This is a genomic window from Actinacidiphila acididurans, assembly GCF_016918855.1.
GTDB lineage: Bacteria > Actinomycetota > Actinomycetes > Streptomycetales > Streptomycetaceae > Actinacidiphila > Actinacidiphila acididurans.
Map to the genome: position 1 here is coordinate 118,733 of NZ_JADKYB010000018.1, position 25,594 is coordinate 144,326.

Below are 25,594 nucleotides of genomic sequence, written 5' to 3' on the forward strand. Positions count from 1 at the left end.
AGCGTTGTTACTTTCCGTTGAAGATTACGTACGGATCGCGCCAGGCCCCTGAACATGCTCCCTCGAGGTGGCCTACGAGAGGCGCACCGGCTGCATCCATCCCGCCCATCCGCCCCTATGAGCGGAGCCTGAGCCGACCACCTACCAGGACTGGGCTCCTCTTACCATTTCCGCCAGGGGCGCAGGCCGGCGGAGCCCGCGCGGTCACTCTCTGCGGATTGCTGATGCTGCATCGCGGTGCGCACCTCCCACGCGGAGACAAGGCAAGCGCTCCGGGTTTCCATGAGGGGCGCTCAGGAACGCTAACTCCAGCGTCGGCGTCGTGCTCGCCGGCTCGGCTTGCTTGGTTCCACGGATCGGGGAAGGCCGGGCGGCGGAGTGGATGCCACGGGCTCGTCCTTCAGCAGGATGGCCTGCCAGATCCGTCCCTGCAGTTCCCGGATGTAGGGCTCACAGGCGAACATCGGTGCCTGGGCTCCGGCGACGCTGGCGGGGCCGATCCACAGGACGCGGGTCCACTGCCGGCCGCAGAACAGCCAGCAGTAGCCGTCGGTCCACTCGTTGCCGTCGTCCGTGGTCGCGGGTTCGGGCAGGCCGCCGCGGGCGAACGCGGCGATGCCTGGGATTACGCGGTGCTGGAGAGAGACCTCTGTCAGCACGGTTCGGCCTCGGCCCTTACTGTCCAGGTGCGGAAGCCTGGAGGGGCTGCTCCTGGGCGGTGTCGGCGAACAGGAGGGTGGGTTCGGCGAGGATGTCGCGGCCGGCCTCGCTCTTGTAGATGACGTCGACGCTGTCGAACCGGGCTTCGGCGTAGTCCAGGCCGAGATCGGCGGCGGCCTGGCGGACGGACTGCTCGTCGAGACCTTCGATCTCCAGGAAGGTGGGCAGGTCGGGCCAGGTGTCGAAGTCGAAGGCGAGGTCGCCGAGCTGCCATTCCTCGCGGAAGTTCTCCTGGTAGCGCACTTCGCGCAGGCCGAGGTTGGTGAGGATCTCGGCCATGGCATTGAGGTCGCCGACCTCGGTTTCGATCTCGGTGGTGACTTCGTATGGTGTGGCCGGAGCAACTTCCGGAATGCGGAGCGATGCCCAGCGAGGGCATTCAAGGAGATGAGTGGGACGCCTACCTCGCACTAGAACGTACAGACAGAGACGAACGTGGGATCGCCTACGGGACGCGAGTCCTATGGCGACGGAGGCCCCGTAGTAGTCGCCGGATTAACGCCCGGCCAGGGAGGACGGGAAAGCCGTCCGCAGGGCGAAGGGGGCCAGGCGATTCGGACACCCGAGACTCGGGAGGTATGCGAAACGCAGAGCGCCGCAACGGTGCTGGGTGTCCTGCGTGAACGCGGCAGGCGCAACCTGCCGTGCGATGAACCGTATCGGCAATTGTTCAACCCGCAGTTGTATCTGCTGGCCTACGGACGTATCTACGCCAACCATGGCGCGATGACGCCCGGGGTCACGTCGGAGACCGTGGAGGGCATGTCCCAGCGGAAGATCGCCCGGATCGTCGAGGCGATGCACCACGCGTTATCGGTTCCGTCCGGTGCGACGTGTCCATATCCCGAACAAGAACGGGAAGATGCGCCCGCTGGGGCTGCCGACCTGGTCGGACAAGCTCGTTGGTGAAGTGGTCCGCCTGTTAGCGGAGGCGTATTACGAGCCGACGTTCTCCGATCGCCCGCATGGATTCCGTCCCCGCCGCGGCTGCCATACCGCGCTGCGGGAGGTGGACCAGACCTGGACCGGAACGGCGTGGTTCATCGAAGGAGACATCGCCGATTGCTTCGGCAGCCTGGACCACCAGGTTCTGCTGTCGATTCTCGGTGAGAAGATCCATGACCAGCGGTTTCTGCGGCTGGTGCGCAACATGCTGGGCGCCGGATACCTGGAGGACTGGAAGTGGGGCGCCACGCTCTCCGGAGCACCGCAAGGCGGCGTGGCCTCCCCGATCCTGTCCAACATCTACCTGCACAGGCTGGACGAGTTCGTCGAGACGGTTCTGATCCCGGAGTACACCCGAGGAGATCGCCGGGCCCGCAATCCGGCCTATCTGGAGATGCAGAATCTGCTGGCGAAAGCCCGCCGGCGCGGCGACCGGGCCCAGGCCCGCATGCTGCGTCAGCAGAAGGTCGCCTGCCGAGCTCGGATCCGAATGATCCGGGATATCGAAGGCTGCGCTACATCCGCTACGCGGACGATCATCTCCTGGGTTTTGCCGGACCAAAATCCGAGGCCGAGCAGATCAAGCTGCGCCTGTCCCAGTTCCTGCGTGATGAACTCAGGCTGGAACTGTCCCAGGACAAGACCCTGATCACTCATGCGCGGAAAACCCGCGAAGAGAAAGGCTCTGATCAACAGCAGTGATCACGCGATCGTTGCAACGTTCGGTGCCGTTTACCGGCGCATAGCCCAGTACTACCTGCTTGCCGGAGACGTCTTCCGGCTGCACCGGCTGCAATGGGTCATGGAGACATCCATGCTCAAGACTCTTGCGGCCAAGCACCGTTCGTCGGTGCCGAAGATGGCCGCCAAGCACAAGGCCCGAATCGACACCCCCAACGGGCCCCGAGTCTGTTTCGAGGCCCGCATCGAACGGAAGAACAGGAAACCACTGGTGGCACGGTTCGGTGGAATTCCTCTCCAACGGCAGCGGACAGCACAGATCGCCGACCGCGAGCCAGTGAGGGTGGACTATCCGCAAAAGGAACTCATCACGAGGCTCCTGGCGGATACCTGCGAAATCTGCGGAAGCAAAGGCAACGTGCAAGTGCACCATGTCCGAGCCCTCGCCGACCTCGCACATGCCGGATGGCAGCCTTTCGACTGGGCGCGCGTCATGCTCCACCGACGCCGCAAAACCGTCGTGGCCTGCGACAACTGCCACGACCGCATCCACTCGGAACGGCCGGCCAGACCACTCACGCAGTGGTCACTGGAGAGCCGGATGACCGGGAAACCGTCATGTCCGGTTCGGCGGGAGGCCGCGCGGAACAGGACCCGCTTGCACGGCAGGCACCTCACCGCGCGGCCGACCCAACCGCCTGGCTCACCCGCTCCCGGCGCCTGGCCCGCGACTACGAGCGGCTGCCCGCGTCATCCGAGGCTGACCGCCGGTGACACGACGTTCAGCCAGCAAGCTCAGGACCTGCTGATATTCCGGCGCCAGCACCTCGGCCGACAGCCCCTCCCGCCAGACCGGAACCACCGACCCCGGCTTCGCCGCCGACGGCGTCCCCGCCTCGTTCCCCTCCGGTGTCCTCCCCACCACAGCTTCCTGGCCTGCGGCTTCACCCGAATCCCAGGTACAGGCCCTTGGACGGATCGACCTGGAAGGAGGGGGACTTCTCGTCGTGGAAGGGGCACAGGCCCTTCAGGTTGCCGCCGCCGGCCGGTCTGAACTGGAAGTACTCCGAGACGACGGTGTCGATCGGGACGGCGTCCCGTACCGCTTTCACCTCTTCGTCCCTGATCCTGCCGGCCACGGGGAAGTGTACGGCGCGGCTGCGACAGCGGTGCCGCCACAACGGTCGGGGACGTCAGTCGAAGGACCAGATGACGCCGTGGTCGGCGATGATCAGGGCGACCATGATGACCAGGTCGGCGACGCCCAGCGCGAAGCCCAGCAGGGCCCGGCCGCGGCGGCTGGTGCCCTGGGCGAGGGCCATCAGGGCCAGCACGATGGCGGTCGGGCCGAGGACCAGGTTCAGCACGAGCAGTCCGGGCAGGCCCAGCAGGAAGGACGCGACCGCCATGCCGTCGGCGTCGTGGGTCCGGGGGTTGCGCGGCGTACCTGGCGTACGCAGGGGCTGGGCGGGTGTGGATACGGACCCGGCCGCGGATTCCGTTACGGGCCGGCCCGCGGTGTCGCTCGCGGGTCGGCCCGCGGCGCCGGTCGATGCTGCGGTGTTCACGGTGTCCCTTCCCTGCGCTGTCGTGGTGGGCGACGGCCGGTTCAGCCGCGGCGGCGGCCGAGGGTCTCGCGGACGGCGAAGGCCGCCAGCCACAGTCCGATGGCGGAGGCGGCCGCGATGAAGACGGGGAGGGAGGTGTGGGCCGCGGCGCCCATCAGGACGCCCATGCCCACCAGGAGGACCACCAGACTCATTGCCGTGCACCTCCGGTACGCCGAGTGGTGCCGGGCCTCATGGCCCGCCACAACCACCATGGGGCGCGGGCGTACCGGCGGTCTTCTTCGTTCGTGCCCGGCCCGGTCCGTGCGGGAGTGGCCGGCCGTCAGGCCGGGTGCAGGTCCTTGGTGACGAAGACGTAGTGCGCGCCGCTCGGTCTGAGGACGAACTCCTCGCCGACCGCGGTGAACCCGAAGTGCCCGTAGAAGCCGGTCGCGGAGGTGCGGCCGTTGCACCACACCAGTTCGCCGCCGCGGGCGGCGGCCTCGCGCAGCCCCGCGACGAGAGCGGCGGCGCCGTAGCCCCGGCCGCGGGCCCCGGGGGCGCTGCCATGCCGCGGAAACGGTGGGCGGGGGCGGCCTCGCCGGGCAGGGCGTCGGGGAAGACCGTCACGCAGCCGCGCACCGCGCCCTGCCCGTCGTACGCGGCGACGTGGAAGGTCTCCGGCCGCGCGTCCTCCGGGTAGACGGCGCTCTGCCGCGGCATCCCGGTCCGCAGCACCGGCGGATACACCGGCTTGCTGCTTGGCTGGTGCGCGACCGCCGTGAACCTGAAACTGACGATCATCCGCCGCAACGACGGCCAGCAGGGCTTCGTGGTGCTGCCCAAACGGTGGATCCTCGAGCGGACCTTCGTCTGGCTCACCCGCTCCCGGCGCCTGGCCCGCGTCTACGAGCGGCTGCCCGCGCCATCCGAGGCGATGATCCTCTGGTCGATGACCATGGTCATGACTCGCCGTCTCGGCCGCCATCACAGGCGAACCGGCCTGGTGCCCTCCTCGCCGAGGCGGCACGACCCGACCGGCGGTTCGACGTCGTCATCTGCGAAAGCGTCTCCCGGACCGCCCGCCGGATGTTCGAAGGGCTGTCCATCGAACGGGAACTGGAGCGAGCCGGAGTGCCGTTGTTCGCCTCCACGAGCCCATCAAGCTCGACGGGGGTCGCGCCCAGCAGATCCTGCAGCGGCGTATCAACCAGTCGGTGGCCGAGTACGCAGGGCGGCATGTGCACCCACGTGCGCGAAGGATGGAACATCGGCAAGCCGCCGTACGGGTCGGCCAAGCGCTACCGGCATCCCAACCCCGTCAAGGCCGAACGCGGAGCGACCAAGACACGGCTTGAGCCGGACGGCCTGCGCGGGGAGACGGTCACCCAGATAGCCCGGTGGCGCTACTACGAAGACCTCGGCTACGACACCATCGTGGAGCGCCTCAACGCCGACCCGGACCGCTACCCGTTCCCGGAACCTCCGGGTGGCAGGGCGCGGGCCAGAGGCGCGTGGAGCAAGTCGACCGTGTGCGACATCCTCCGCAACCCCAAGTACACCGGATACCAGGTCTTCAACCGGCGCGGCACCCGCTCCAAGCGCGGCGCCTACAACGACCCCGTCCTGTGGGTCTGGTCGCCGGAGCCGACCCACGAGCCGCTCATGCCGAAATGGATGCACGACGAACTGACGGCCCGCCGCAATGCCAAGCGCGGTTCCCGCGACGGCGATGCCCCCAACACCCATCCGGCCACGCGCCGCACGTACCTGCTCCGGGGCAGGGTCCTGTGCTTCTGCCAGCGCCGCATGACCGGGGCCGAGAGGAAACGCGTCACCTACTACAAGTGCTGGCCCAAGGGGAACAACCGCGGCCGGCCGCAGGCGTACGCAGAGCACCCCAAGACCGTCTACATCGGCGAGAGCGCCATTCTCGACGCCGTGAGCGCCTTCTACGCCGACCGCGTGTTCGGCCCCGACCGGCGAGAGCTGTTCGCCGCGGATCTCGCCACGAGCGACGACCGCGCCGCCCGGCAGCGAGACGCCGAGCGAGAGCGCTGGCGGCGCACTCTCGCCGACCTCACCCGCCGCCAGGACAACCTCATCCGCCAGGCCCAGGACTCCGCACCCGACGACCCCTTCGCCAGAAGGCTCCGAGAGTCGTACAACGACCTCGAACAGCAGCGCACCGCCGCCCTGGAGGCGATCGCCGGCCTGGACGCGGCCGACGCGGAGGAACCCGCTCGCCCGAGCGCCGACGCCGTCGGCCTGCTGGACGCACTGCCGTACGTGGCCATGAACCTCACCGACGCGCCCGAGCCGCTTCTCCAGCGGCTGTTCGAGCTGACCCAGCTCACCGTCCGCCTCCACGCCGACAGCGACGACCTCACGCTCACGATCACCCTGCCCGCGGACTACCTTCCCGACCTGGCCCTCATGGCCGAAAGGATCACCACCGCCATGCCGGCGCACACCCGCAGCCCGCTGAAGGGCCCCAAGGGTGGCGTTGCTGTCGGAGCCGCCCAGGGGGCTCACGCATCAGGGCCAGGTCAGGGGCTTGATCCCCCGAGCCTGGCCCTGTCCCTTGATCACGGGCGTGCCACTTACGTGCCAGTGTGCGGTCCGAGCTGGATGGTCCGCGCACCCGCCGCGGGACTCGTGGGCGTCAGAGGTTCGCCTCGTAAGCCGCCAGTTCGTGGCGGTTCCCGAGGAAGGCCGGTCCGCACCGCAGAGGCAGTCGTTCGACCACCATGGCCTCGGCTGTCTCGACCGTCGGCGCGGGTCCGACGACCTCCGACCGGGAGGGACCCTCAACGAGGAAGCACTCGCCCTTGAGCGGCGCGATGTACGGGATGTCCCAGGTCGGTGGGTGTTCTGTGCACCGGCTGAAGTGCAGTTCCCACATGCCCGCCCAAGGGAAGAGCCGGCGGAGCCGAGGTTCGGCGTGGACCGCCTCTGCCAATTCGTGGTTGATCCGGTCCGAGGTCAGCAACTCCTGCCACGCTGCCTCAACGACGCTCATCGCTGATTCTGGGCTGGTCACCCCGGCATCTTGCCCCGGGGCGCATACGAACGAGGCCAGTACCGGAAGTGCAGGACGGCAGGGTGAACCTGTGTCGCCAAAGGCAGCCCCTCGTGTGCCATGGCCGGGATCCCAGCGATCTGCTGTGCGCATAGCGTCACCGACTTGTCGTTGGGCGCGGGGAAGGCAACTGCCCGTTGCTCCCGACTTCAACTGTTCGGTTGAATGCCCGGGTGCGGAGGAACGATCTGACGATTTGAGGCAGGGGATGGGCCATTGACCTGCGCAACTTATCGAATCGGCTCACGCGACCTGCAGGTCATTCGGGCTCGTCGGTGCCGAGGTGCTGATCTGCGCGCTCGCCCCGATGGCTGACAAGCGTCGAAGGGCCCGGATCACGCAACCGCGTGGCGCCCCTCGTGCCCGTCTTGGGGGCTGACGATAGTTGACCCTGGACTGGGGATGCGGTGACGATAGGGCATCGGCGGCCTACACGTCGGCAGGGGGCTGGGGATGGCGTGGTTCCGGCGGGAGGTGCCGACCTCTGCGCTGGTACTCGGCGCGTGTGCGGCGGCGTTTGTCGTGGCTGTTCCGGTGGCATTGCAGAGCGCGGGAATCAAGGCCCGTTGGCTGCTGGTCCTGGGAGTCTTGATCGCCGCGGTTGCTGGAGTTCTTACCTCGCCCCTGGCCGATTCGGTGAAGGCCAGGTGGCAACGCGCGGAGAACCATCGGGGGGCGGTCTTGGCGGGCTGCTTGACGGTGCCGGGCGAGGGGCGCCTTCCCTTGGTACATGAGGTGACTGACCCGACTTACCTAGGAGTGCGGCCGACCTGGTCGTTACCCGATGAGCCGGCCTCGCCGCCGTACGTCCGCCGCGATGTCCACGAGGCCTTGGTCCGGCACCTTCGAGCTGGGAAGTTCGTCCTTCTCGTCGGTGAGAGGCTGACCGGCACCACGAGAACGGCGTATGAGGCGATGCGCGAAGCGCTGCCGGAGCACTTGCTCGTCGCGCCCCAAGAGCCGGAGTCGTTGCGCGCAGCCATAGAACACAGCAAGCGGCTGCCGTCGGCAGTTCTGTGGCTGGACCAGATCGACCGGTACCTCCAGACGGGCGGGCTCACTCTTCACGATGTCCAGCACTTGGTGGACGGTGGAAAGTATCGGGCGATCGTAGCGACCATCAGAAGCGACGACTTGCAGCCGTTCCTGGAGGGCACAACGCCGGAGTTGAGGGAGATCAAACTTCTTCTTTTACGCAGTGAGCGGGTGCTGCTTCCCTGGCAGCTCTCCCAAGCAGAACTCGATCGGGCGTACTCGCTGATCTCGGACGAGCGAATCGCCGCGGCGCTCCGGCCGCCCCGTGAGTTCGGATTGGCCGAATACTTCGGGGCGGGCCCACTGGAGTTCGAGCGGTGGCGCAACGCTTGGGGTGCGAACCCACGCGGAGCGTCGTTGGTGCGAGCGGCTGTCGACTGCCGTCGTCTCGGTCTCACCCGGCCGTTGGCACGCGGATTGCTTCAGGACCTCCACACTGTCTATCTCAGGGAGCGCCCGCGTTGGAATCCCGAGCCGCTGGGTGATGCCTGGGCATGGGCACTGGAGCAGCGTGAAGGAACAGTCTCCTTACTGTTTCCCTCGGTCCCGTCCGGTGGCGAGTCTCCGGTAGATGTCTTCCCGTATCTCGTCGACGCTACTGAGCAGGACGACCGGGCACGGGACAATGGGCCGGTCTGGGTATCGGAAGACATCTGTGCCGCTGTCCTCAACCAGGTGACTGCGGATGAAGCGGAGGGCATCGCTGCCGCAGCACACGCTTACGGCCACCCTTCCACTGCGCGTCGGGCATTCCAATCAGCAATTTTCCTGTACACGGAGCAGTTCGGCGCCACTGACATCCGCACTCTGTCCGTACGGTTCACCTTCGCGCGCTGGCTGCATGTCATGGGTGACCTTCTTGAAGCCAGACAGGAAGTCCGAACGGTCGTCGATGCGCAGGGCCGGGCGCTTGGCAGCGATCACCCCCAGACCCTCGCCAGCCGCCACCTACGGTCGCTCCTCAGTTATGAACTCGGTGACACAGATGCTGCGGTGGCCGAATGTGAGGGAGTACTCGCCATACGGGTCCGGCTTCTCGGGGACAGTCACGAACTGACCGTGGAAAGCAGACAGGCGCTTGACGCTATGCGCGAGGAGCGCGGCTCCCCTTTCTCGACGTTGGAACGCCTGCGTGCCGACGTCGAAGCCCGGAGCACAGACCCGGAACTGGGCCCGGATCACCACGCGACGCTTGCTTCCCGGTTCGCTCTCGTGGTGGCTCTTCAACAAACTGGTCACCTGTCCGACGCAATGACGGAGTGCCGAGCCGTTCTCGACATTCGTCGCCGAGCGCTTGGGGAAGGCCATCGCGACACCCTTGCCTGCGCGGATTTGCTGCGTCTCCTCGAAGAGCAAGCCGGCGAATTCCAACGGTCCTGAGAGGGCCGTTCTGCCCCTTGTAGGGATGCCTGCTTGGTGGAGGTGGTGGGCCAGGGCGGCGCGGATTGTTTTCATGAGGAGGACTGGGCTGGTTGAGGGGTCCTGGAGGTGGAGGCGGGCCGGGCCGACGGGAGGGGTAGGTGACCGATTCGCCGACCGTCATTGGGGTCGTCAGGCCAGCCACCAGCCGAAGACGGCCAGGGGCGGGACGATGATGACGTAGCGGGCGATCACGCAGGTGGGGGCGAGGAGTTCGCCTCGCCTGCGGCCGTTTGCCTCCCATTCGAGGATGCGACGGGACAGCTCGCGGTGCCGGCCCACCAGGGAGAGGGGGATGCCCAGCAGGAGGCCCGAGGCCATGCCCAGGCCTTCCGAGAGGGGTTTGTGCCGGCCGAGGGACACCGCGGGGACGATGACGGCGGCGAGGAGGGGGGCCATGGAGACCTGGAGCTGGGTGCACGGCGTGGGCATCCAGCGCCTCATCGTTGCCAGGTGGAGCGCGCCGGCCGCTGCCGCGATCGTCCACCAGATACCGACCGACAGGGACGGCGAGTTCATCCGCACCCCTCCTCGGGCTGGTTCGGTGCGCTGGTGCCGGCGCAATGTATTACGTGGAACCGCGCGCGGGCGGTTCCAAAGCTGCCGCCGAGGGGGGCCGGGGGTGCCGATTTCGGGGGGCGGCAGCGGGGGTGCGCGGGTGATGATGGGCTCCTGCACGGATCTGCGTTCGTGGAGTTGGGCTGCCGAGGCGGTGCCGCACCGTACAGCTTCGGTGCGGTCCAGCGAAGGGGGGACGACATGGGCGTCTACGTGAACGTCCGGGGGTGGGTCGAGGGCGGTCACAAGGAACTGGCCCGGGCCAGGGAGGTGGTGCGTGCGGAGGCGGACGAGGTGTACGGAGGCGGTTGGGGGTTTCCCGAGCGCCCGTACAACGGGATCGGGTTCGTCTTCTACGGCGCCGAAATGCGGGAGAGCGGGGTCGAGGGATTTCTGCGGCAGTTGCGGAAGATCGCCGCGCTCCCGCCCGACGAGGACGGCTATCACCTCGTGGGACTGTTCCTGGTCAGCCATGAAGTGGACGGAATGAGTGAGTGGCAGGTCCGGGACGGCGTGGTTCACATCCGCGGCGGCGTCGAGGCGTACCGCTACTTGGACGCGTGAGACCCTTCGCGCGCGTGGGCCGGTCTCTGCTCCGTGGCGGCCCGGTTGTGGGTGCACGAGTCGTGGCGTCAGGTGGCCTTCGTGCCTGGTCTCGTGGCGCTGTCGGTCGTCTACCGGGAGTGGAAGCGACGGCAGTGGCAGTCCGAGGGCGAGGAGAAGTGAGGAAAAGCATCGTCGATCTGTGGCTGGCGGACGAGCGGCCGGCCGTGGACGGCTTGTTCCGGGCGGACGGGTCCGCGTGGGCGGTCGAGGTGGACGGTCCGCGGCTGTCCTGGTTCGACGTCGGCGGGCCGTTCGACCTGGAGGGGTTCCTGGCCGAGGATCCCGAGTGGCTGACGTCGGCCGACCCGCATCCGCAGGGCTTCACGGAGCTGCCGGACCGGTCGGGGTACGTGTGCTGCGGGGACGGGGCGCACGGCTCGGAGGGGTTCTTCGCGCGGCTCGACAAGGACAAGAACCTGGTGTGGCTGGTGTCGTTGCTGGACTCCAATCCGTTCGAGAAGGCCGAGGCCCACGGCTCGCTGGCCACCTTCACCAACAACCTCGGCAATTCCGTCACCATCGATCTGACGAACCCGCACTTCGCGTGACACCTGACACCTGAGGCGTGAGGCGTGAGGCGTGAGGCGGAAACGGCCGGCGCCCCGGAAAACGGTCACGCCAGCGCCCCGCCGTGCAGGAGCAGCAAACCCACCGCCGCGGCCGCGGTCAGCAGGGTGGCCAGGAAGGGCAGGCGGCTCGCGGAACCGGCGGACGCCGGGACGGCCGTGGCGAGGGCCAAGGGGCCGGTGACGGCCAAGGCGGCCCAGCCCGCGAGGCCGGCCGGGCCCGGAGGGCCGAACGCCAGCAGGGCCGCGGCCGCGAAGAGGGGTACGGGGGCCACGGCGCGGGCCCGGCGGCGGCCCAGGCGCTGCGGCAACCCCCGTACGCCGCCGGCCAGATCGGCGTCGATGTCGGGCAGCACATTGGTGATGTGGGCGCCCACTCCCAGCAACGCGCCGGCCGCCGTGGACCAGGCGGGGGGCCAGGGGTGGCCCGGGAGGCCGAGGGTGACGAACGCCGGCAGCAGGCCGAAGCCGACGGCGTACGGCAGCCACGAGACCGCCGTACGCTTCACGCCCAGGTTGTAGCTCCAGGCCGCCGCGACCCCGACCAGGTGCGCCGCGCCAGCCGCCGGGCCGCTGGCCAGTGACAGCGGCACGCACAGCGCCAGCGCACCCGCCGCGGCCACCGTGACCGTACGCGCGCCGACCGCACCGGTCACCAGCGGCTTGTCGCGCCGTCCCGTCGCGGTGTCCCGTCCGGCGTCCAGGCGGTCGTTGCACCAGCCCACCGACAACTGCCCGGTCAGGATCGCGCCCGCGACCAGCGCGCAGCCGCCCGCGCTCCGCCCCGACGCCACCGCCAGCGCGGTGACCAGCACGGTCACCACGACGACCGGTTCGGGGTGGCAGGCCGGGACCAGCCCGGTCACGGCCGCGAGAGCAGATGTGCCCCCTCCGGACGCCGCGGCCGACGGGTGATCGGCTGCGGGCGGCCTTACGCGTGCCGGTGACTCGACGGTCGCCGGTGCCCCGACCGGTGCCGGTGGCCTCACGCTTGACGGTGATTCCACACCTGACGGTGACCCCACGCCTGCCGGTGGCCCCACGCTTGACGGTGGCCTCACGCTTGACGGTGATTCCACACCTGACGGTGCCCCCACGCCCGACGGTGCCCCCACGCCCGACGGTGACCCCACACCTGACGGTGACCCCACACCTGACGGTGGCCCCACACCTGACCGTGCCCCCACGGGTCCCGGTGCCCCGACCGGCACCGACCCCCCTGCGGGCCCCCGCCCCACGCCGCCGCCGGCCCCCGCACCACCCCCGCCCCCAGCGCCGCCACCACGCCCACCCCTATTGCCGTAAATCCACCGCATAGCTCCTTATACTGCGCCAATGACGCGAATTGCCGCCGTACACGGTGTGCTTCCGCCGTACCGGTACGAACAGCACGAGATCACCGACGCGCTGGCGGCGATGGGAATGGCACCCGCGGGTGAACGGGGGGTCCTGGACCGGCTGTCCGGGACCGCGGGCGTACGCACCCGGCGGCTGGCCATGCCGTTGGAGCGCTACGCCACGCTGAGCGGTTTCGGCGAGGCCAACGACATGTTCATCGCCAGCGCCCTGGAACTGGGCGAGCAGGCGGTCAAAGGCGCGCTCGCCGACGCCGGGCTGCAGGCAAGCGACGTGGACCTGGTCGTCTCCACCTCGGTCACCGGCATCGCCGCGCCCTCGATCGAGGCGCGGCTGGCGGGACGGCTCGGGCTGCGGCCGGACGTCAGACGGGTGCCGATCTTCGGACTGGGCTGCGTGGCCGGTGCGGCGGGGCTCGCCCGACTGCACGACTTCCTGGCCGGCCGGCCGGACGGCGTCGCGGTCCTGCTGTCGGTGGAGCTGTGCTCGCTGACCGTGCAGCGCCAGGACGCCTCGACGGCCAACCTGGTGGCAGGGTCGCTCTTCGGGGACGGCGCGGCGGCCGTCGTGGCCGTGGGCCCGCGGCACCCGGCACACCGGAAGCAGGAACCGGCGGCGAGCGGACCGGTGGTCGTGTCGACCCGCAGCCACCTGTACCCGGACACCGAGCGCCTGCTCGGCTGGGACATCGTCGACAGCGGCTTCCGGATCGTCCTGGGCACCGACATCCCCGACCTCGTACGGCAGCGGCTCGGCCCCGACGTCCGCGCGTTCCTGGCGGACCACGACCTCAAACCCCAGGACATCGCCGCCTGGATCTGCCATCCGGGCGGCCCCAAGGTCCTCGACGCGGTACGCGACGCGCTCGACCTGCCCGCCCGCGCGCTGGATCTGACCTGGCGTTCCCTCACCGAGGTCGGCAACCTCTCCTCGGCGTCCGTGCTGCACATCCTGCGCGACACCATCGACCTGGCCCGCCCGCTCCCCGGCTCGTACGGACTGCTGCTCGCCATGGGGCCGGGCTTCAGCACCGAACTCGTCCTGCTCCGCTGGTGACCGCCATGCCCTCGAACGTGCCCTGGAACCTGCCGTGACCATGCCGTCGAACATGCCCTGGTACGCCGTCCTCGTCCTGCTGGTCGCCGCCGAGCGGCTGGCCGAACTCACCGTCGCCCGCCGCAACACGGCATGGAGCCGCCGACGCGGCGGCGTCGAGTACGGCCGCGGCCACTACCCGGTGATGGTCGCGCTGCACACCGGCCTGCTGGCCGGGTGCCTGGCCGAGGTGTACGGGGCCGGGCGGCCGTTCCAGCCTGCGCTCGGCTGGCCGATGGCCGCGCTCGCGCTCGCCGCCCAGGCCCTGCGCTGGTGGTGCATCGGCACCCTCGGGCCCCGCTGGAACACCCGGGTGATCGTGGTCCCCGGTCTGCCGCTGGTGAGCGCCGGACCGTACGCGCTGATGCGCCATCCCAACTACCTCGCCGTCGTGGTGGAGGGCGCCGCGCTGCCGCTGGTGCACGGCGCCTGGCTCACCGCCGCGTGCTTCACCGCGGCCGACGTGCCGCTGCTCGCGGTCCGCCTGCGCTGCGAGAACGCCGCCCTCGGCGCGAGCGCCCCGCCGCCGGCCGCACCCGCGGCCACGACGCCGTGATCGACCTGCTGGTGGCCGGCGGCGGACCGGCCGGGCTGGCCACGGCCATCCACGCCGCCCGGGCCGGGCTCGACGTGGTGGTCGCCGAGCCGCGGCCCGCACCGGTGGACAAGGCCTGCGGCGAAGGGGTGATGCCCGCGGGCGTACGGGCGCTGGCCGACCTGGGGGTCGCCGTCACGGGCCACCCCTTCCGCGGCATCCGGTACGTCGACGGCGCCGTCGAGGCGGAGGCGCACTTCCGCGGCGGGACGGGCCTCGGCCTGCGGCGTACGGCCCTGCACGGCGCACTGGCCCGCAGAGCGGCCGAACTCGGCGTGCGGGTCCTGCCGTTGCGGGTGGACGTACGCACCCTGCGGCACGATCGCGACAGCGTCACGGCCGCCGGCATCACCGCCCGCTACCTCGCCGCGGCCGACGGCCTGCACTCACCCATCCGGCGCAGCCTCGGCCTGGACCTGCCGCCTGCTGCCGGGCACCCCACGCGGTACGGGCTGCGCCGCCACTTCGCCGTACCGCCCTGGAGCGACTGCGTCGAAGTGCACTGGTCCGCGCGCAGCGAGGCGTACGTGACCCCGGTCGGACCGGGACTGGTCGGCGTCGCGATCCTCACCGCCGACCGGGCGCCGTACGACAGTCAACTCGCCCGCTTCCCCCGGCTGGCCGCCCGGCTGCCGCCGTCCGCGGTGACGCCCGCCCGCGGCGCCGGGCCTTTGCGCCAGCGCGTCCGCAGCCCCGTCGCGGGCCGCACCCTGCTGGTCGGCGACGCGGCCGGATACGTCGACGCGCTCACCGGCGAGGGCATCTCCACCGCACTGGCCGCGGCGGCCCACCTCGTACGGTGCCTGCGCGCGGACCGGCCGCAGGACTACGACCGGGCCTGGCGCCGCATGTCCCGCCGGCACCGCGCACTGACCGGCGCGCTGCTGTGGGCACGCCACCAGCCGCGCCTGGCGGCGCACATCGTCCCGACGGCCGCCCGCTTCCCGGCGCTGTTCACGGCGGCCGTCAACCAGCTCGGGTGACCGGCGGGCAGGACCCCGGCCACTCGGGGGGCCGGGGTCCGGGAGGACCAGGGGTCGGTCAGCACCGGCCCGCGGGCTCGGAGGTCTGGCACTGGTTGCCGGTGAAGGTGTTGGTGCCGGTGTCACGGTCGGCCAGGTCGGCCGGGCCGTTGCCGGTCACGATGTTGTCGCTGATCGTGTTGTCCATGCTCGGGCCCCCGTTGAAGCTCTTGAACAGCACGATGCCGCCGGACATCGGCGCGGCGCCGGTGTTGCCGGTGACCTGGTTGTGGGTCACCCGGGTCTGCTCGACGCCGGTCAGCACGATGCCGATGCCCTGCAGGTACGGCAGTTTGTCGGTGGCCGGGCAGTAGCTGTTGTTCCCGGTCACCTGGTTGTCGCGGACGTCGAGGTCGCCGGTGCGCGGCCGGTCGTCGTCGCCGACCAGGAAGACTCCGGCGCAGTTGCTGCTCATCGTGTTGTGTTCGACGGTGAGGTCGCGCAGCCGGCGGACCACCAGGCCCATCCGGTTGCCGGTGAGGTCGTTGCGGGCGATCAGTGTGCCCTGGGTGTCGGTCGCGCCACCCTTGCCGTCGGCGATGTTGGCCAGGAAGATGCCGGCCTCGCCGTTGTCCCGGGACGTGTTGTCGGTGAACCGGCCGCGGACGGACTTCTCCTCGCCGATGCCCTCCTGGCCGTTCTGCTCGGCGAGCACCCGGCGGACGGTCAGCCGGTCGGTGCCGCTGCCCCAGATGCCGTTGTGCACGAAGCCGGAGACGGCGAGGGACTCGATCGTGACGTCGGGGACCGGCTTGTCCGCCGTCCCGGTGACGCAGATGCCGTGGCCGGCCGCGGCGCAGTCGGCCGCACTGCCGGTCACCGGGTCGTCCTGAGGGGCGATCACGGTGGTCGCGCCCATCCCGCGCAGGGTCAGGCCGGGGACGGAGATGCGCAGGCTGCCGCGGTACGTGCCGGGAGTGACCAGGATCGTGTCGCCGGGCGCCGAGCGGTCGATGGCCTGCTGGATCGACTGGCCCGGGAGCACCAGGTGCAGGCCGGTGGCCTGCGCGGGGGTGGGGGCGGCGAGCGCGAGGAGCGCGGTGGTGGCGCCGGCCGCGGCCAGGGCGGCGTAGGGGCGCGACTGACGGATTATCCGATGTGTGAGCTTTTGGGTCGACATGCGGCACACGCTAACCGCGGGGATTACGTTTCGCGATCGGAAAATGACGTTGAGTGTGCTGGGCGAGTGGGCGACATGCCGCATTCGGCGTAATCGGTGGCTGCGGACCGTACGGAGTTCACGCTGTGGCTGTTGATCACGGCCCAGGTCCGGGAGACCGCTGGTGCACACGTCGCGTGAGTGGCTGTTCGAGAGGGTCCGGCGGGGCGGGCGCGGAGGACGACGGATAGCCGGCCCGGTGGACCGCGGTGCGGGAGTACGAGCGGGGGGCCTGAGGCCACGGCGCAAGCGCCGGGCGCCGCCGGCACCCGACGGGCACGCCTGCGGTCCCGCCGGTGCCATGCCCGGGGGCAGGCGCGGGTCGCGCGGAGCACCGCCGAAGGCACGCCCGGGGAGAGCCGATCACCCGAGGCCCGAGAGGTCGGTACGCGCAGCCGGTAGGCGCGGTCGGTACGCACAGCACTCACAGCAAGGAGGAGCCACATGCAGAGCCACGAGATCCGGGAAGAGCGGGGAGAGCCGGAAGAGCGGGAAGCGCGGAAGGCGCACGGCTCGGCGAAGGCCGGCGAGGCCACGCCCGGGACCGCGGCCGGGCGCCCGCCGGGTGCGAAGCCGGCCGACCCGCCGGGCACGGCTCCCGCGCCGGTCGACGGCCGGGTGCAGCAGATGATGCACCTGCTGCACGGCGCCCTCGTCACGCAACTCCTCACCGTGGCAGCCGAGTTCGACATCGCGGAGCTGCTGGCCGACGGGCCGCTGCCGGTGGAGGAGCTCGCCCGCCGGTGCGAGGCGGACCCGCAGGCACTGCACCGGGTACTGCGGGCGCTGGCCGCCCAGGACGTCTTCCAGGAGGCGGAACCCGGGGTGTTCGCCCTGACCCCGCTGGCCGAGACACTACGGGCCGGCTCGCCCGGGTCGGTACGGGCCTGGGCCCGGGTCTGGGGGCTGCCCGAAAAGCTCCGCGCCATCAACGAACTGTCGTACTCGGTGCGCACCGGCCGCCCGGCCTTCCCGCACCTGTACGGCACGGACTGGTGGTCGCACCTGGCCGTCCACCCCGAGCAGGCCGACCTCTTCAACGACGCGATGGGCGCCCTGGCCCGGCGCATCCACGCCGCGGCCGTGCAGAGCTGCGACCTGACCGGCGTGGCGCGGGTGGTCGACGTCGGCGGCGGGCACGGGCACCTGCTCGCCACGATCCTGCCGCGCTACCCGGAGATGCGGGCCACCCTGCTGGACCAGCCGTCGGTGGTGGTGGGCGCGAAAGCGGTGCTCGACGCGGCCGGCGTCGCGGACCGGGTCGACCTGGTCGGCGGCAACTTCTTCGACGACGTGCCGTCAGGGGCGGACGCCTACCTGCTCTCCATGATCCTGCACGACTGGGACGACGAGCAGTGCGTATCGGTGCTCCGTACGATCCGCCGGGCCATGGCCCCGGGCGCCCGGATCATGGTCGTCGAGTCCATCGTCCCGGCCGGCAACGTACCCCACGACGGCAAGCTGCGGGACATCATCATGATGACCCTCCACCCGGGCCGCGAACGCACCGAATCGGAATACGCCGCCCTCTTCGCCGCCGCCGGCCTGCGCCACGTCGCGACCACGGCTCTGGCTTCCTCGACAGGCCTGCTGATCGCCACCGCCTGACCCGCGCCGCCGCCGAGCCATCCACCGGGCCGCCGCCGTACCCCTTCCGGTACGGCGGGAGCCCGCCGATTCCCGTCCCGCAAGCCCGCACCTGGCCCGGGCCCCGTCCGTGGGTACCCATGGTTGGGGCAGGCTGCGGGCAGTGGGTGCGGCTCATACTCGGGGGCATGGAGGGGAGAACGCGGCTCGGGGAGTTTCTGGTGGCGCGGCGGTCGCAGGCGCGGCCCGAGGACGTGGGGGTGCGGACGTACGGGGAGCGGCGGCGGGTGCCGGGGTTGCGGCGCGAGGAGTTGGCGCTGCTGGCCGGGGTGAGCGTGTCGTACTACCGGCGGCTGGAGCAGGGGCAGGCGGTGAGCGCGTCGGCCGAGGTGCTGGACGCGCTGGCCGGCGCGCTGCGGCTGGACGAAGGCGAGCGGGCGTACCTGCACGATCTGGTCCGCGCGGGCCGGCGGCGTACGGGTGCGCGGCGGGCCGCGCCGGAACGGGTGACGCAGGCCGTCGTTCAGTTGCTCGACGCCCTGGGGGACACGCCCGCGGTCGTCGTGGGCCGGCGCAGCGACGTGCTGGCGTGGAACCGCCTGGGCCACGCGCTGTTCGCCGGGCACCTGGACCCGGAGGCCCCGCAACTCCCGGGCCGGCGGCCGAACATGGCCAGACTGGTGTTCCTCGACAGTCACACCCGCGATCTCTACGACGACTGGCCGGCCAAGGCCCGGGCGGTGGTGGGGAACCTGCGCATCGTGGCGGGCGCGCATCCGCACGACGCGGCCCTGCACACCCTGGTGGGCGAACTGAGCGCGAAGAGCACCGAGTTCGCCGCCATGTGGGCCGATCACCGGGTCCGGGCCTGCACTGTCGCCACGTACGGGATGCGGCATCCGCTGGTCGGCCCGCTCACCGTCGTGCAGCAGACCCTCTCGCACGGCCCGGGCCCCGCCGTGGTGGCCGCCACCACGGAGGCGGGCTCGTCCTCGCGGGCGGCCCTTGCCCTGCTCGCCCAGACCGTCGGCCAAGCCGCCGTACCGGTCCCGCAGCCGCGCAGCGGGTTCCCGGCCGGCACCGGCTGACGTTCCCGTACCTCTCTCGCCTCCACCCACGCGTCGGCGTACCGCTGCCGCACGCCCACACACACGATCCCTTTGAGAAGGAACCATGACCAAGAAGTTCTCCAGGGTCGCCGCCTCGGCGGCCGTCCTCGCCGGTGCCGCCGCCGCGGCGCTCAGCCCGCTCCCGGCGGCCTCGGCCGCCTCCGCGCCGCTGAGCGACCCGCGGATCGCCGTGCACTTCGACCTCGCGCAGGGGCAGACGCCCGAGAACGTGGCGGCCGCACCGGGCGGCGCCGCGTACGTCACCTTCGCCGAGGGCCGCCAGGTCGCCGAGATCACCGCCCGGGGCACCACCCGCGTGCTGGCCACCCTGCCCGCGCCCGCGGACGGCGGTGTCCACACCCCGGTCCTGGGCTTCCCGCTGACCCTGGGCATCGTCCGCGCCGACGACGGCACGCTGTACTTCCTGTACGCCACCGGCACCGCCGACCTGACCGGGGTGTGGCGGCTGCGCCCCGGCGGCGTACCGCGGCGGATAGCCGCACTGCCGGCCGACGCCCTGCCCAACGGCCTGGCGCTGGACCGGCGCACGCACACCCTCTACGCCGCCGACTCCGCGCTCGGCACCATCTGGCGCGTACCCACCACCGGCGGCACCCCCACCGCCTGGTCCACCGCCCCCGAACTCGCCTCCACCGGCTTCCTCGGCGCCAACGGCCTGAAGCTCCATGGCGGCGCGCTGTGGGCGACCAACCTCGACAAGGGCACCGTCCTGCGCGTCCCCGTCCTCCCGGACGGGCGCGCCGGCGCGGTCCGGACCGTGGCCACCGGCCTGGCCGGGATCGACGACTTCGCGTTCACCGGCCACGGCGACCAGCTGCTGGCCGCCTTGAACGCCCCGAACGAGGTCGCCCTCGTCCGCCCCGACGGCACCCACTCCATCGTCCTCACCGGGGCCGACGGCCTGCAGAACCCCACGTCCGTCGCCGTACGCGGCGACACCGTCTCCGTCTTCAGCGCCGCGTACAACACCGCGGAGGACCCCAACCTGATCGTCGCCCGGCTGAGCCGCTGAGCCGCTGAGCCCGAGTCCGGCCCGGGGGAGGGGCCGCCGCGCCCCTCTCCCCGGGCCGGAGCCATACTGCTGAGCGGGGGACGACCCCGACCGGCTCTGTGGGGGGCGGCATGGTGTCGAGGCGCGAAATCCTGGTCCGCGGGGTGCGGTTCGGGGTCCGGCTCGGGCGTGTGGGCGCGGTGGTCTGGGGAGCGCTCGCGCTCGCGCTGGGGTTGGACTCGGTGGCGGCGGGCGCTGTTATGGGCGATGTCCGGGGCGGCATCAGCGACGCGGTGTGGTGCGACGCGTGGCTGGTGGTGGGCGCCCTGGGGACCCTGGCCGTCGCAGTGCTGATCGGGGCTGCGGTGGCGACTGTGCTGGCCGTCGTGCCCGAAGGGCTGCTACGGCACGCGATTCCGCGGGGCCTGCTCGCCGCGTTCCCGGCGGCCGTCATGTGGTTCGGCGAGGTCGGGATCGTGGCAGTGATCACCGACGTCGGCTACGGACCCGTGCTGCTGACCGTCCTGCTCACCCTCGTCCCCGCGATCACGGCCGCCTGGTGCAGCGCCGCCCTCGTGGGCCTGAGCGACGAGCACGCGTGGCTGCGGAAACCCGTACCCAACCCCGTCCTCCTTCTGTACGGGTTCCTCTCCAGGCCGGGCCTGTGGTGGCCCGTCACCCGGCGGGCCCTGAAGTCGCTCTGGTGACCGTTGCGGACCGGGTCCGGTCGTTCGATGTCCATATCGCTGTCCACATTGGTAGATGTTCCTTTTTGGACATCCAAAGGCCGACGACGGAAAAGGTGCACGTCGGGGGCGGTTCGCACCGGGAGCCGAGCGGCGGAGGCGGGTCGAACGCGGTAGGCACGCACCGGCGTGATCAGGTACCAATCTGTTGCGGCACTTCGAGGCGTGACTCCCCGTCTACCGAGAGTGCCGCGGCACCGAAAGGTGCCGACCGGCCGTGGTATCCCCGAGCGCTGCGGCCGGCGCCGGCACGTGGCGAACCGGACTGCTCGCCCGGTCTCCCGGGGGGGACACGTGCCGGCACCGTGGGGGCCGGCCCGGCCCGCCGGCCCCCACTGCACGCACCAGTACCTGTCAGTGCGCCGGCGGCCCCACCCACCGGGCCGCGCGGGCGAACTCCGGGTCCTGGGCCAGCCGGAGCCCCGCCTCGAAGCGGCTGGCGACGCCGAGGCGTTCCATGAGTTTGGTGACGGCCCGCTGGACGGTGCGGCGGTGGACGCCCAGGCGGCGGGCTATCTGGTCGTCGGTCAGGCCGCCGGCCATCAGGCGGAAGACGACCCGTTCCTGGGACGTGAGCCGGGTGACCGAGGCGGCGGCGGTGCCCGCGTCCAGCGTCACCGACCGCAGCCAGTAGTCCTCGTACATCGCGGCGTACGTCTTGATCAGCGCCGAGCCGCGCACCACCAGCATCGACTCGCCGGGGTTGTCCGGGTCGCCGGGCACGCAGGCCACGGCCCGGTCGAAGATGAGCAGGTCGTACGCGGCGTGCTCGACGAGCCGGACCTCGACGCCGAGGCTCTCCAGCCGCTGCAGGTAGCGGACGTGCTTGGGGGTCTGGAGGAGCGCGGTGGGATAGATCGCCCGCACCCGCACACCGCGGGCGAGCATGGCCTCGTCCAGGCCGAGCGAGCCCTCCAGGACGTCCATGGGCGGCATCGGGCCCGGGTGCAGCGAGGCGCACTCCTGGCGGACGGTGGTGTTGAAGTCCAGCATCAGCCGGTCCTTGCGGCGGCGGCCGGTGACGTACTCCACCTCGACCTGCGACGCCCCGCGGCTGGCCGCCGGGCGGTAGACCGACACCAGGGCGCGGGTCAGCCGCTGGACCCGGATCAGCTCCTCGGCGCCGCGGTGCATCGCCTCCATGGTCTGCACGACCGCGGTGTCCGGCTCGACCGGGTCCAGCCGGCCCGCGCGCTCCTCGACCAGGCCGAGCTCGCGCAGCCGCGCCAGGCCGTGCCTGGTCTGCTCCTCGCTCAGCCCGGCCGCCTTGCGCAGCGCGCCCGCCGCCAGCCCCCCTCGGCTGCGCAGCGCCTGATACACCGACAGCGCGTATTCGTCCTCGTCCGGCACCGGACGCCCTCCCCTGGGACAACTGGGACAACGATGTTCCCCTGACTCCCCCGGGTGACCGACGATACCCACCCGGTCACACCGCGGTGCGAGGTGGCCGGGGGAGTCGGGCGGCGGCGGTACGGAGGCGGTACGCAGGCAGGGGTACGGGTGACGGGGGGAGGCGTCGGGAGCTCAGCGGCTCGTCAGCGGCTCATCAGCGGCTCAGAGGTCGAACTCCGCCGGGTTCAGGCCCACCGCGTAGCACGCCTCGCGCACCACGGCCTGCTCGGTCTTGTCGAACGTGCCGTCCGCGCCGCCGATCACGATGCCGATCTGGATGACCGCGCGCGCCTCGGCCGGCTTCTTCTGCACCTTGCCGATCTCCTGGAGGATCGCGACCTTGCCGAAGTCGAAGTCGGCGGTCAGCTTGTTGAGGTAGTCCTCGAACCGGCGCTGGAGGTCCATGGCCGGGAAGTTCTGCAGGACCTCGTTGCTGCCGATCAGGGCGGCCACGCGCTGCCGTTCGGCGGGGTCGACGGAGCCGTCGGCGGCGGCCACCAGGGCGCACATCGCCATGCTCGCGTCCCGGAAGGCCCCGCTCTTCAGGTCGTTCTTCTTGGCGTTGAGCTGGGTCTGCATGGACTGGGCGGATTCCTTGAAGCGGTCCCACAGAGGCATCGGAGGGCTCTCCTCGTCGTACGGTCGTCCGGTGTCGGCGTTCGCTCCGACAACTCTCACGAAGCGTAAAGGAGTTCCCAAGTCCCGGGGCCGAGGCAGTGCCGTGCGGCGCCGTACGGTGCCGCGTCCGGGGTACTCGGGGGGTACGTCCGGGGTACGGACGCGCGTGCGCCGTGTCCTTTTGTATACGGCCCCGGATGCGATCCCGCGTACGACCCGGTGCACGGCTCCATGCCCGACCCCGCTACGGGATCAGCACCACCTTGCCCATGGTGGCCCGGGACTCCAGCGCGGCGTGGGCGCGGGCGGCGTCGGCGAGGGGGAAGGGGTGGACGGCGGGGACGAGCCGGCCCTCGGCGGCCGCGGCCAGGGCCTCGGCCTCGACGGCGCGCAGGCCCTCCGGGGTGCCGGTGATCTTCTGCATCGCGGGGCCCACGACGACGGTCGACGTGACGCCCAGGGCGGCGAGTTCGCTCTGAGCGAACGGGACCGGGCCGGGGCCGCCCGCCCAGCCGTACACCAGGTGCCGGCCGCCCGGCGCGAGCAGGCCGACCGCGGCGCGGCCCGCCGTACCGCCCACGCCGTCGAAGACCACGGTCGCCGGGCGCTCGCCGCCCAGCGCGCGCCGTACCTCGCCGGCCCAGTCCGGCCGGGCGTAGTCCACGGCGACATCGGCGCCCAGGTCGCGGACCCGGGCGGTCTTGTCCGGCCCGCCCGCCGCGCCGACCACGGTCGCGCCCACCGCACGCGCCTGCTGCACCAGCAGCGAGCCGATGCCGCCCGCGGCCGCCAGCACCACCGCGGTGTCGGCCGCGGTCAGGGCGGCCTGGCGGAGGACCGCGATCGTGGTGCGCCCGGTGCCGATCATGGCGACCGCCTCGGCGAACCCGAGCCCGGCGGGCACCTCGTGCAGCCGCTCCACCTCGGTCACCGCCGACGCGGCGTAGCCGCCGGGCGCCATGCCCAGGTGGGCGACCACCCGGCGGCCGAACCATTGCGGGCCGACGTCCGCGCCGAGCGCGTCGACCGTCCCGGCGATCTCGCGGCCGGGGATCGTCGGCAACCGCGGCGCGGGGATCGGGCCGTTGCCGTAACCGCCGGCCCGCAGCAGCGTGTCCACCAGGTGCACGCCCGCCGCCTCGACGGCCACCCGGACCTGGCCGGGGCCGGGCACCGGATCGGGCACCTCCTCGTACCGCAGGTTCTCCGCCGGCCCGAACTCGTACAGCATCACCGCGCGCATCCGCCGCTCCCCCTTTTTCGTGTTCCGGCCCGTCGTGTTCCGGTCCGTCGTTCCGTTGGCTCTTCGCCGGTCACGCTCAGCCAACAACGTCAAGTCCGCTTGAGGTCAAGCCGGGAAAGGCCCAGGGGGACCCGAGGAGGCCCGCGAAAGCCCAAATGGAAAGGCACCCGGCCGCGTTGGGCGGTGCCGGGTGCCTTGTCCGGGCTGCGGGGCGGCCGTCGAGAGGCCGCGGACTGCGGGCGCGGCAGTCAGATGTTGACGCCGAAGTCCTGGGCGATGCCGACCAGGCCGGAGGCGTAACCCTGGCCGACCGCGCGGAACTTCCACTCGGCGCCGTTGCGGTAGAGCTCGCCGAAGACCATGGCGGTCTCGGTGGCCGCGTCCTCGCTCAGGTCGTAGCGGGCGATCTCGGCGCCGCCGGCCTGGTTGATGATGCGGATGTAGGCGTTGCGCACCTGGCCGAAGTTCTGGCTGCGGGACTCGGCGTCGTAGATGGACACCGGGAAGACGATCTTGTCGACGTCCGCGGGCAGGCCGGCGAGGTTGACGTTGATCTGCTCGTCGTCGCCCTCGCCCGCGCCGGTGCGGTTGTCGCCGGTGTGGACGATGGTCTGGTCGGGGCTCTGCTTGTTGTTGAAGAAGACGAAGTGGCCGTCGGAGTAGACCTTGCCGGTCGGGTTGACGGCGATGGCGCTCGCGTCCAGGTCGAAGTCGGTGCCGGTGGTGGTCCGGACGTCCCAGCCGAGGCCGACCGTCACGGCCGTCAGGCCGGGCGCCTCCTTGCTGAGCGAGACGTTGCCGCCCTTGGACAGGCTTACCGCCATGGGAAGTCCCCTTTTGTGGTCGTGGGTGTTGCCGTCGAAACTACCGTCATCCCTCCTTACGCGGAGCCCGGCCCTTACGGTTCCTTGACCCGCCGGAAACCCGCCCGAAGCACGGGCCACGGCCGCACCATCGGCAATTCCCGCACCGCCGGGTCGCCGCCGGGTCGCGTACCGCCGGGTCCCGTGCAGCTGTGCCCGTTAAATCCCCGTGACGGACCGCGCCGGACGCGCGACCATGGAGGCATGTCCGGGCCCTTGTTCATCCGCGGTTCGGTCTCCGTGCCGGAGGCCGAACTGATGTGGCGTTTCTCGCGGTCCTCCGGGCCCGGCGGGCAGCACGTCAACACCTCCGACTCGCGCGTGGAGTTGCGCTTCGACCTCGCGGGCACCGACGCGCTGCCGCCGGTGTGGAAGGAGCGCGCGCTGGAGCGGCTGGCCGGCCGGCTGACCGGCGGCGCCCTCACCGTGACCGCTTCCGAGCACCGCTCCCAGTGGCGCAACCGCGAGACCGCAGCGGCCCGGATGGCCGCGCTGCTGGCCCAGGCCACCGCGCCGCCGCCCCAGCCGCGCCGCCCGACCCGCATCCCGCGGTCGGTCAACGAGCACCGGCTGCGGCAGAAGCGGCAGCGCAGCGACACCAAGCGCTCGCGTTCCGGGTCCTGGGACTGAGGCCCGGG

At 71.3% G+C, this 25,594-nt stretch carries 25 protein-coding genes and 4 pseudogenes; 15 read left to right on the forward strand and 14 right to left on the reverse strand.

Annotated elements, in window-relative coordinates; all coding sequences use genetic code 11:
• Nucleotides 1-302: 302 nt before the first annotated feature.
• Both ITX44_RS29010 and ITX44_RS29015 read right to left on the reverse strand, forming a co-directional pair.
• Nucleotides 303-659, reverse strand: a complete 357-nt coding sequence (locus ITX44_RS29010) for a hypothetical protein (protein WP_205360621.1) — start codon at nucleotides 657-659, stop codon at nucleotides 303-305.
• Nucleotides 660-675: 16 nt separating this feature from the next.
• A pseudogene (locus tag ITX44_RS29015) lies at nucleotides 676-1,047 on the reverse strand (adenylyl cyclase); the annotation flags it as partial.
• Nucleotides 1,048-1,272: 225 nt separating this feature from the next.
• Here ITX44_RS29015 and ITX44_RS42820 point away from each other — a divergent pair.
• Nucleotides 1,273-2,929: pseudogene (locus ITX44_RS42820) on the forward strand (reverse transcriptase/maturase family protein); the annotation flags it as partial.
• Nucleotides 2,930-3,293: 364 nt separating this feature from the next.
• On the opposite strand, the pseudogene ITX44_RS29025 reads toward ITX44_RS42820, so the two are convergent.
• From ITX44_RS29025 to ITX44_RS42340, 4 genes and pseudogenes are all read right to left on the reverse strand, one after another.
• A pseudogene (locus ITX44_RS29025) lies at nucleotides 3,294-3,485 on the reverse strand (CHC2 zinc finger domain-containing protein); the annotation flags it as partial.
• A 54-nt stretch (nucleotides 3,486-3,539) separates the two neighbouring features.
• Nucleotides 3,540-3,806 carry a DUF4190 domain-containing protein gene (locus ITX44_RS29030; protein WP_307795538.1) on the reverse strand — a complete coding sequence of 89 codons (267 nt, stop codon included), beginning with the start codon at nucleotides 3,804-3,806 and terminating at the stop codon, nucleotides 3,540-3,542.
• Between the two features lie 149 nt (nucleotides 3,807-3,955).
• A complete protein-coding gene (locus ITX44_RS29035; protein ID WP_205360623.1) occupies nucleotides 3,956-4,108 on the reverse strand; it encodes a hypothetical protein in 153 nt (50 codons plus the stop codon).
• 128 nt (nucleotides 4,109-4,236) lie between these two features.
• On the reverse strand, nucleotides 4,237-4,371 hold the full coding sequence (locus ITX44_RS42340; protein WP_265934318.1) for a hypothetical protein: 135 nt from the start codon (nucleotides 4,369-4,371) through the stop codon (nucleotides 4,237-4,239).
• A gap of 354 nt (nucleotides 4,372-4,725) precedes the next feature.
• Between ITX44_RS42340 and ITX44_RS43125 the strand changes: the two genes are divergently transcribed.
• Together ITX44_RS43125 and ITX44_RS42350 are read left to right on the forward strand one after the other, a co-directional pair.
• Complete coding sequence (locus ITX44_RS43125) at nucleotides 4,726-5,289, forward strand: transposase (RefSeq protein ID WP_372441027.1); 564 nt, start codon at nucleotides 4,726-4,728, stop codon at nucleotides 5,287-5,289.
• Nucleotides 5,262-6,728, forward strand: a complete 1,467-nt coding sequence (locus ITX44_RS42350; protein ID WP_265934325.1) for a recombinase family protein — start codon at nucleotides 5,262-5,264, stop codon at nucleotides 6,726-6,728. Before ITX44_RS43125 ends, ITX44_RS42350 begins: the two co-directional genes overlap by 28 nt.
• On the opposite strand, the pseudogene ITX44_RS42830 reads toward ITX44_RS42350, so the two are convergent.
• Nucleotides 6,658-7,068: pseudogene (locus tag ITX44_RS42830) on the reverse strand (DUF6193 family natural product biosynthesis protein); the annotation flags it as partial. The gene ITX44_RS42350 and the pseudogene ITX44_RS42830 overlap by 71 nt on opposite strands.
• Nucleotides 7,069-7,428: 360 nt before the next feature.
• Here ITX44_RS42830 and ITX44_RS29050 point away from each other — a divergent pair.
• Nucleotides 7,429-9,390: a tetratricopeptide repeat protein gene (locus ITX44_RS29050; RefSeq protein ID WP_205360627.1), complete on the forward strand. Its 1,962-nt coding sequence runs from the start codon at nucleotides 7,429-7,431 to the stop codon at nucleotides 9,388-9,390.
• A 171-nt stretch (nucleotides 9,391-9,561) separates the two neighbouring features.
• On the opposite strand, the gene ITX44_RS29055 is transcribed toward ITX44_RS29050, so the two are convergent.
• Complete coding sequence (locus ITX44_RS29055) at nucleotides 9,562-9,948, reverse strand: hypothetical protein (protein WP_205360629.1); 387 nt, start codon at nucleotides 9,946-9,948, stop codon at nucleotides 9,562-9,564.
• A 240-nt stretch (nucleotides 9,949-10,188) separates the two neighbouring features.
• On the opposite strand from ITX44_RS29055, the gene ITX44_RS29060 reads away from it, so the two are divergent.
• From ITX44_RS29060 to ITX44_RS29065, 3 genes are read left to right on the forward strand one after another with little or no spacing between them, the layout of a single operon-like run.
• Nucleotides 10,189-10,551, forward strand: a complete 363-nt coding sequence (locus ITX44_RS29060) for a hypothetical protein (protein ID WP_205360631.1) — start codon at nucleotides 10,189-10,191, stop codon at nucleotides 10,549-10,551.
• 33 nt (nucleotides 10,552-10,584) lie between these two features.
• Nucleotides 10,585-10,713: a hypothetical protein gene (locus ITX44_RS42355; RefSeq protein ID WP_265934320.1), complete on the forward strand. Its 129-nt coding sequence runs from the start codon at nucleotides 10,585-10,587 to the stop codon at nucleotides 10,711-10,713.
• Entirely contained in the window at nucleotides 10,710-11,141 is a 432-nt protein-coding gene (locus ITX44_RS29065; protein ID WP_205360633.1) for a hypothetical protein, read from the forward strand. Before ITX44_RS42355 ends, ITX44_RS29065 begins: the two co-directional genes overlap by 4 nt.
• A 65-nt stretch (nucleotides 11,142-11,206) precedes the next feature.
• Here ITX44_RS29065 and ITX44_RS29070 read toward each other — a convergent pair whose 3' ends face one another.
• Nucleotides 11,207-12,025: a UbiA family prenyltransferase gene (locus tag ITX44_RS29070; RefSeq protein WP_307795534.1), complete on the reverse strand. Its 819-nt coding sequence runs from the start codon at nucleotides 12,023-12,025 to the stop codon at nucleotides 11,207-11,209.
• A 469-nt stretch (nucleotides 12,026-12,494) separates the two neighbouring features.
• On the opposite strand from ITX44_RS29070, the gene ITX44_RS29075 reads away from it, so the two are divergent.
• From ITX44_RS29075 to ITX44_RS29085, 3 genes are read left to right on the forward strand one after another with little or no spacing between them, the layout of a single operon-like run.
• Complete coding sequence (locus ITX44_RS29075) at nucleotides 12,495-13,571, forward strand: type III polyketide synthase (RefSeq protein WP_205360635.1); 1,077 nt, start codon at nucleotides 12,495-12,497, stop codon at nucleotides 13,569-13,571.
• A gap of 52 nt (nucleotides 13,572-13,623) precedes the next feature.
• Nucleotides 13,624-14,166, forward strand: coding sequence for an isoprenylcysteine carboxyl methyltransferase family protein (locus ITX44_RS29080; RefSeq protein ID WP_205360766.1), 543 nt, complete (start codon nucleotides 13,624-13,626; stop codon nucleotides 14,164-14,166).
• Entirely contained in the window at nucleotides 14,163-15,188 is a 1,026-nt protein-coding gene (locus tag ITX44_RS29085; protein WP_205360637.1) for an NAD(P)/FAD-dependent oxidoreductase, read from the forward strand. The genes ITX44_RS29080 and ITX44_RS29085 overlap by 4 nt, the downstream gene beginning before the upstream one ends.
• Nucleotides 15,189-15,246: 58 nt before the next feature.
• Here ITX44_RS29085 and ITX44_RS29090 read toward each other — a convergent pair whose 3' ends face one another.
• Nucleotides 15,247-16,347 (reverse strand): right-handed parallel beta-helix repeat-containing protein, encoded by a 1,101-nt coding sequence (locus ITX44_RS29090; RefSeq protein WP_205360639.1) that lies wholly within the window; start codon nucleotides 16,345-16,347, stop codon nucleotides 15,247-15,249.
• A 483-nt stretch (nucleotides 16,348-16,830) separates the two neighbouring features.
• On the opposite strand from ITX44_RS29090, the gene ITX44_RS29095 reads away from it, so the two are divergent.
• The 4 genes from ITX44_RS29095 to ITX44_RS29110 all read left to right on the forward strand — a co-directional run bounded on the left by ITX44_RS29095 (nucleotide 16,831) and on the right by ITX44_RS29110 (nucleotide 20,801).
• The gene (locus ITX44_RS29095; protein ID WP_205360642.1) at nucleotides 16,831-17,994 is read left to right on the forward strand and encodes a methyltransferase; all 1,164 of its coding nucleotides are present in this window, start codon (nucleotides 16,831-16,833) and stop codon (nucleotides 17,992-17,994) included.
• A gap of 167 nt (nucleotides 17,995-18,161) precedes the next feature.
• On the forward strand, nucleotides 18,162-19,061 hold the full coding sequence (locus tag ITX44_RS29100) for a helix-turn-helix domain-containing protein (protein WP_205360644.1): 900 nt from the start codon (nucleotides 18,162-18,164) through the stop codon (nucleotides 19,059-19,061).
• Nucleotides 19,062-19,146: 85 nt separating this feature from the next.
• Entirely contained in the window at nucleotides 19,147-20,115 is a 969-nt protein-coding gene (locus tag ITX44_RS29105; protein WP_205360646.1) for an SMP-30/gluconolactonase/LRE family protein, read from the forward strand.
• A 110-nt stretch (nucleotides 20,116-20,225) separates the two neighbouring features.
• Complete coding sequence (locus ITX44_RS29110) at nucleotides 20,226-20,801, forward strand: hypothetical protein (protein WP_205360648.1); 576 nt, start codon at nucleotides 20,226-20,228, stop codon at nucleotides 20,799-20,801.
• Between the two features lie 393 nt (nucleotides 20,802-21,194).
• On the opposite strand, the gene ITX44_RS42835 is transcribed toward ITX44_RS29110, so the two are convergent.
• The 4 genes from ITX44_RS42835 to ITX44_RS29130 form a co-directional block, all read right to left on the reverse strand.
• Nucleotides 21,195-22,190 (reverse strand): helix-turn-helix transcriptional regulator, encoded by a 996-nt coding sequence (locus tag ITX44_RS42835; protein ID WP_205360650.1) that lies wholly within the window; start codon nucleotides 22,188-22,190, stop codon nucleotides 21,195-21,197.
• Between the two features lie 204 nt (nucleotides 22,191-22,394).
• On the reverse strand, nucleotides 22,395-22,850 hold the full coding sequence (locus ITX44_RS29120) for a tellurite resistance TerB family protein (protein ID WP_205360652.1): 456 nt from the start codon (nucleotides 22,848-22,850) through the stop codon (nucleotides 22,395-22,397).
• Nucleotides 22,851-23,094: 244 nt separating this feature from the next.
• Entirely contained in the window at nucleotides 23,095-24,093 is a 999-nt protein-coding gene (locus tag ITX44_RS29125) for a zinc-binding dehydrogenase (RefSeq protein ID WP_205360654.1), read from the reverse strand.
• A gap of 248 nt (nucleotides 24,094-24,341) precedes the next feature.
• Nucleotides 24,342-24,917 carry a TerD family protein gene (locus ITX44_RS29130; RefSeq protein ID WP_205360656.1) on the reverse strand — a complete coding sequence of 192 codons (576 nt, stop codon included), beginning with the start codon at nucleotides 24,915-24,917 and terminating at the stop codon, nucleotides 24,342-24,344.
• A 243-nt stretch (nucleotides 24,918-25,160) separates the two neighbouring features.
• Here ITX44_RS29130 and arfB point away from each other — a divergent pair, with 243 nt between their 5' ends.
• Entirely contained in the window at nucleotides 25,161-25,586 is a 426-nt protein-coding gene (gene arfB, locus ITX44_RS29135) for an alternative ribosome rescue aminoacyl-tRNA hydrolase ArfB (RefSeq protein WP_205360658.1), read from the forward strand.
• Nucleotides 25,587-25,594: the final 8 nt, after the last annotated feature.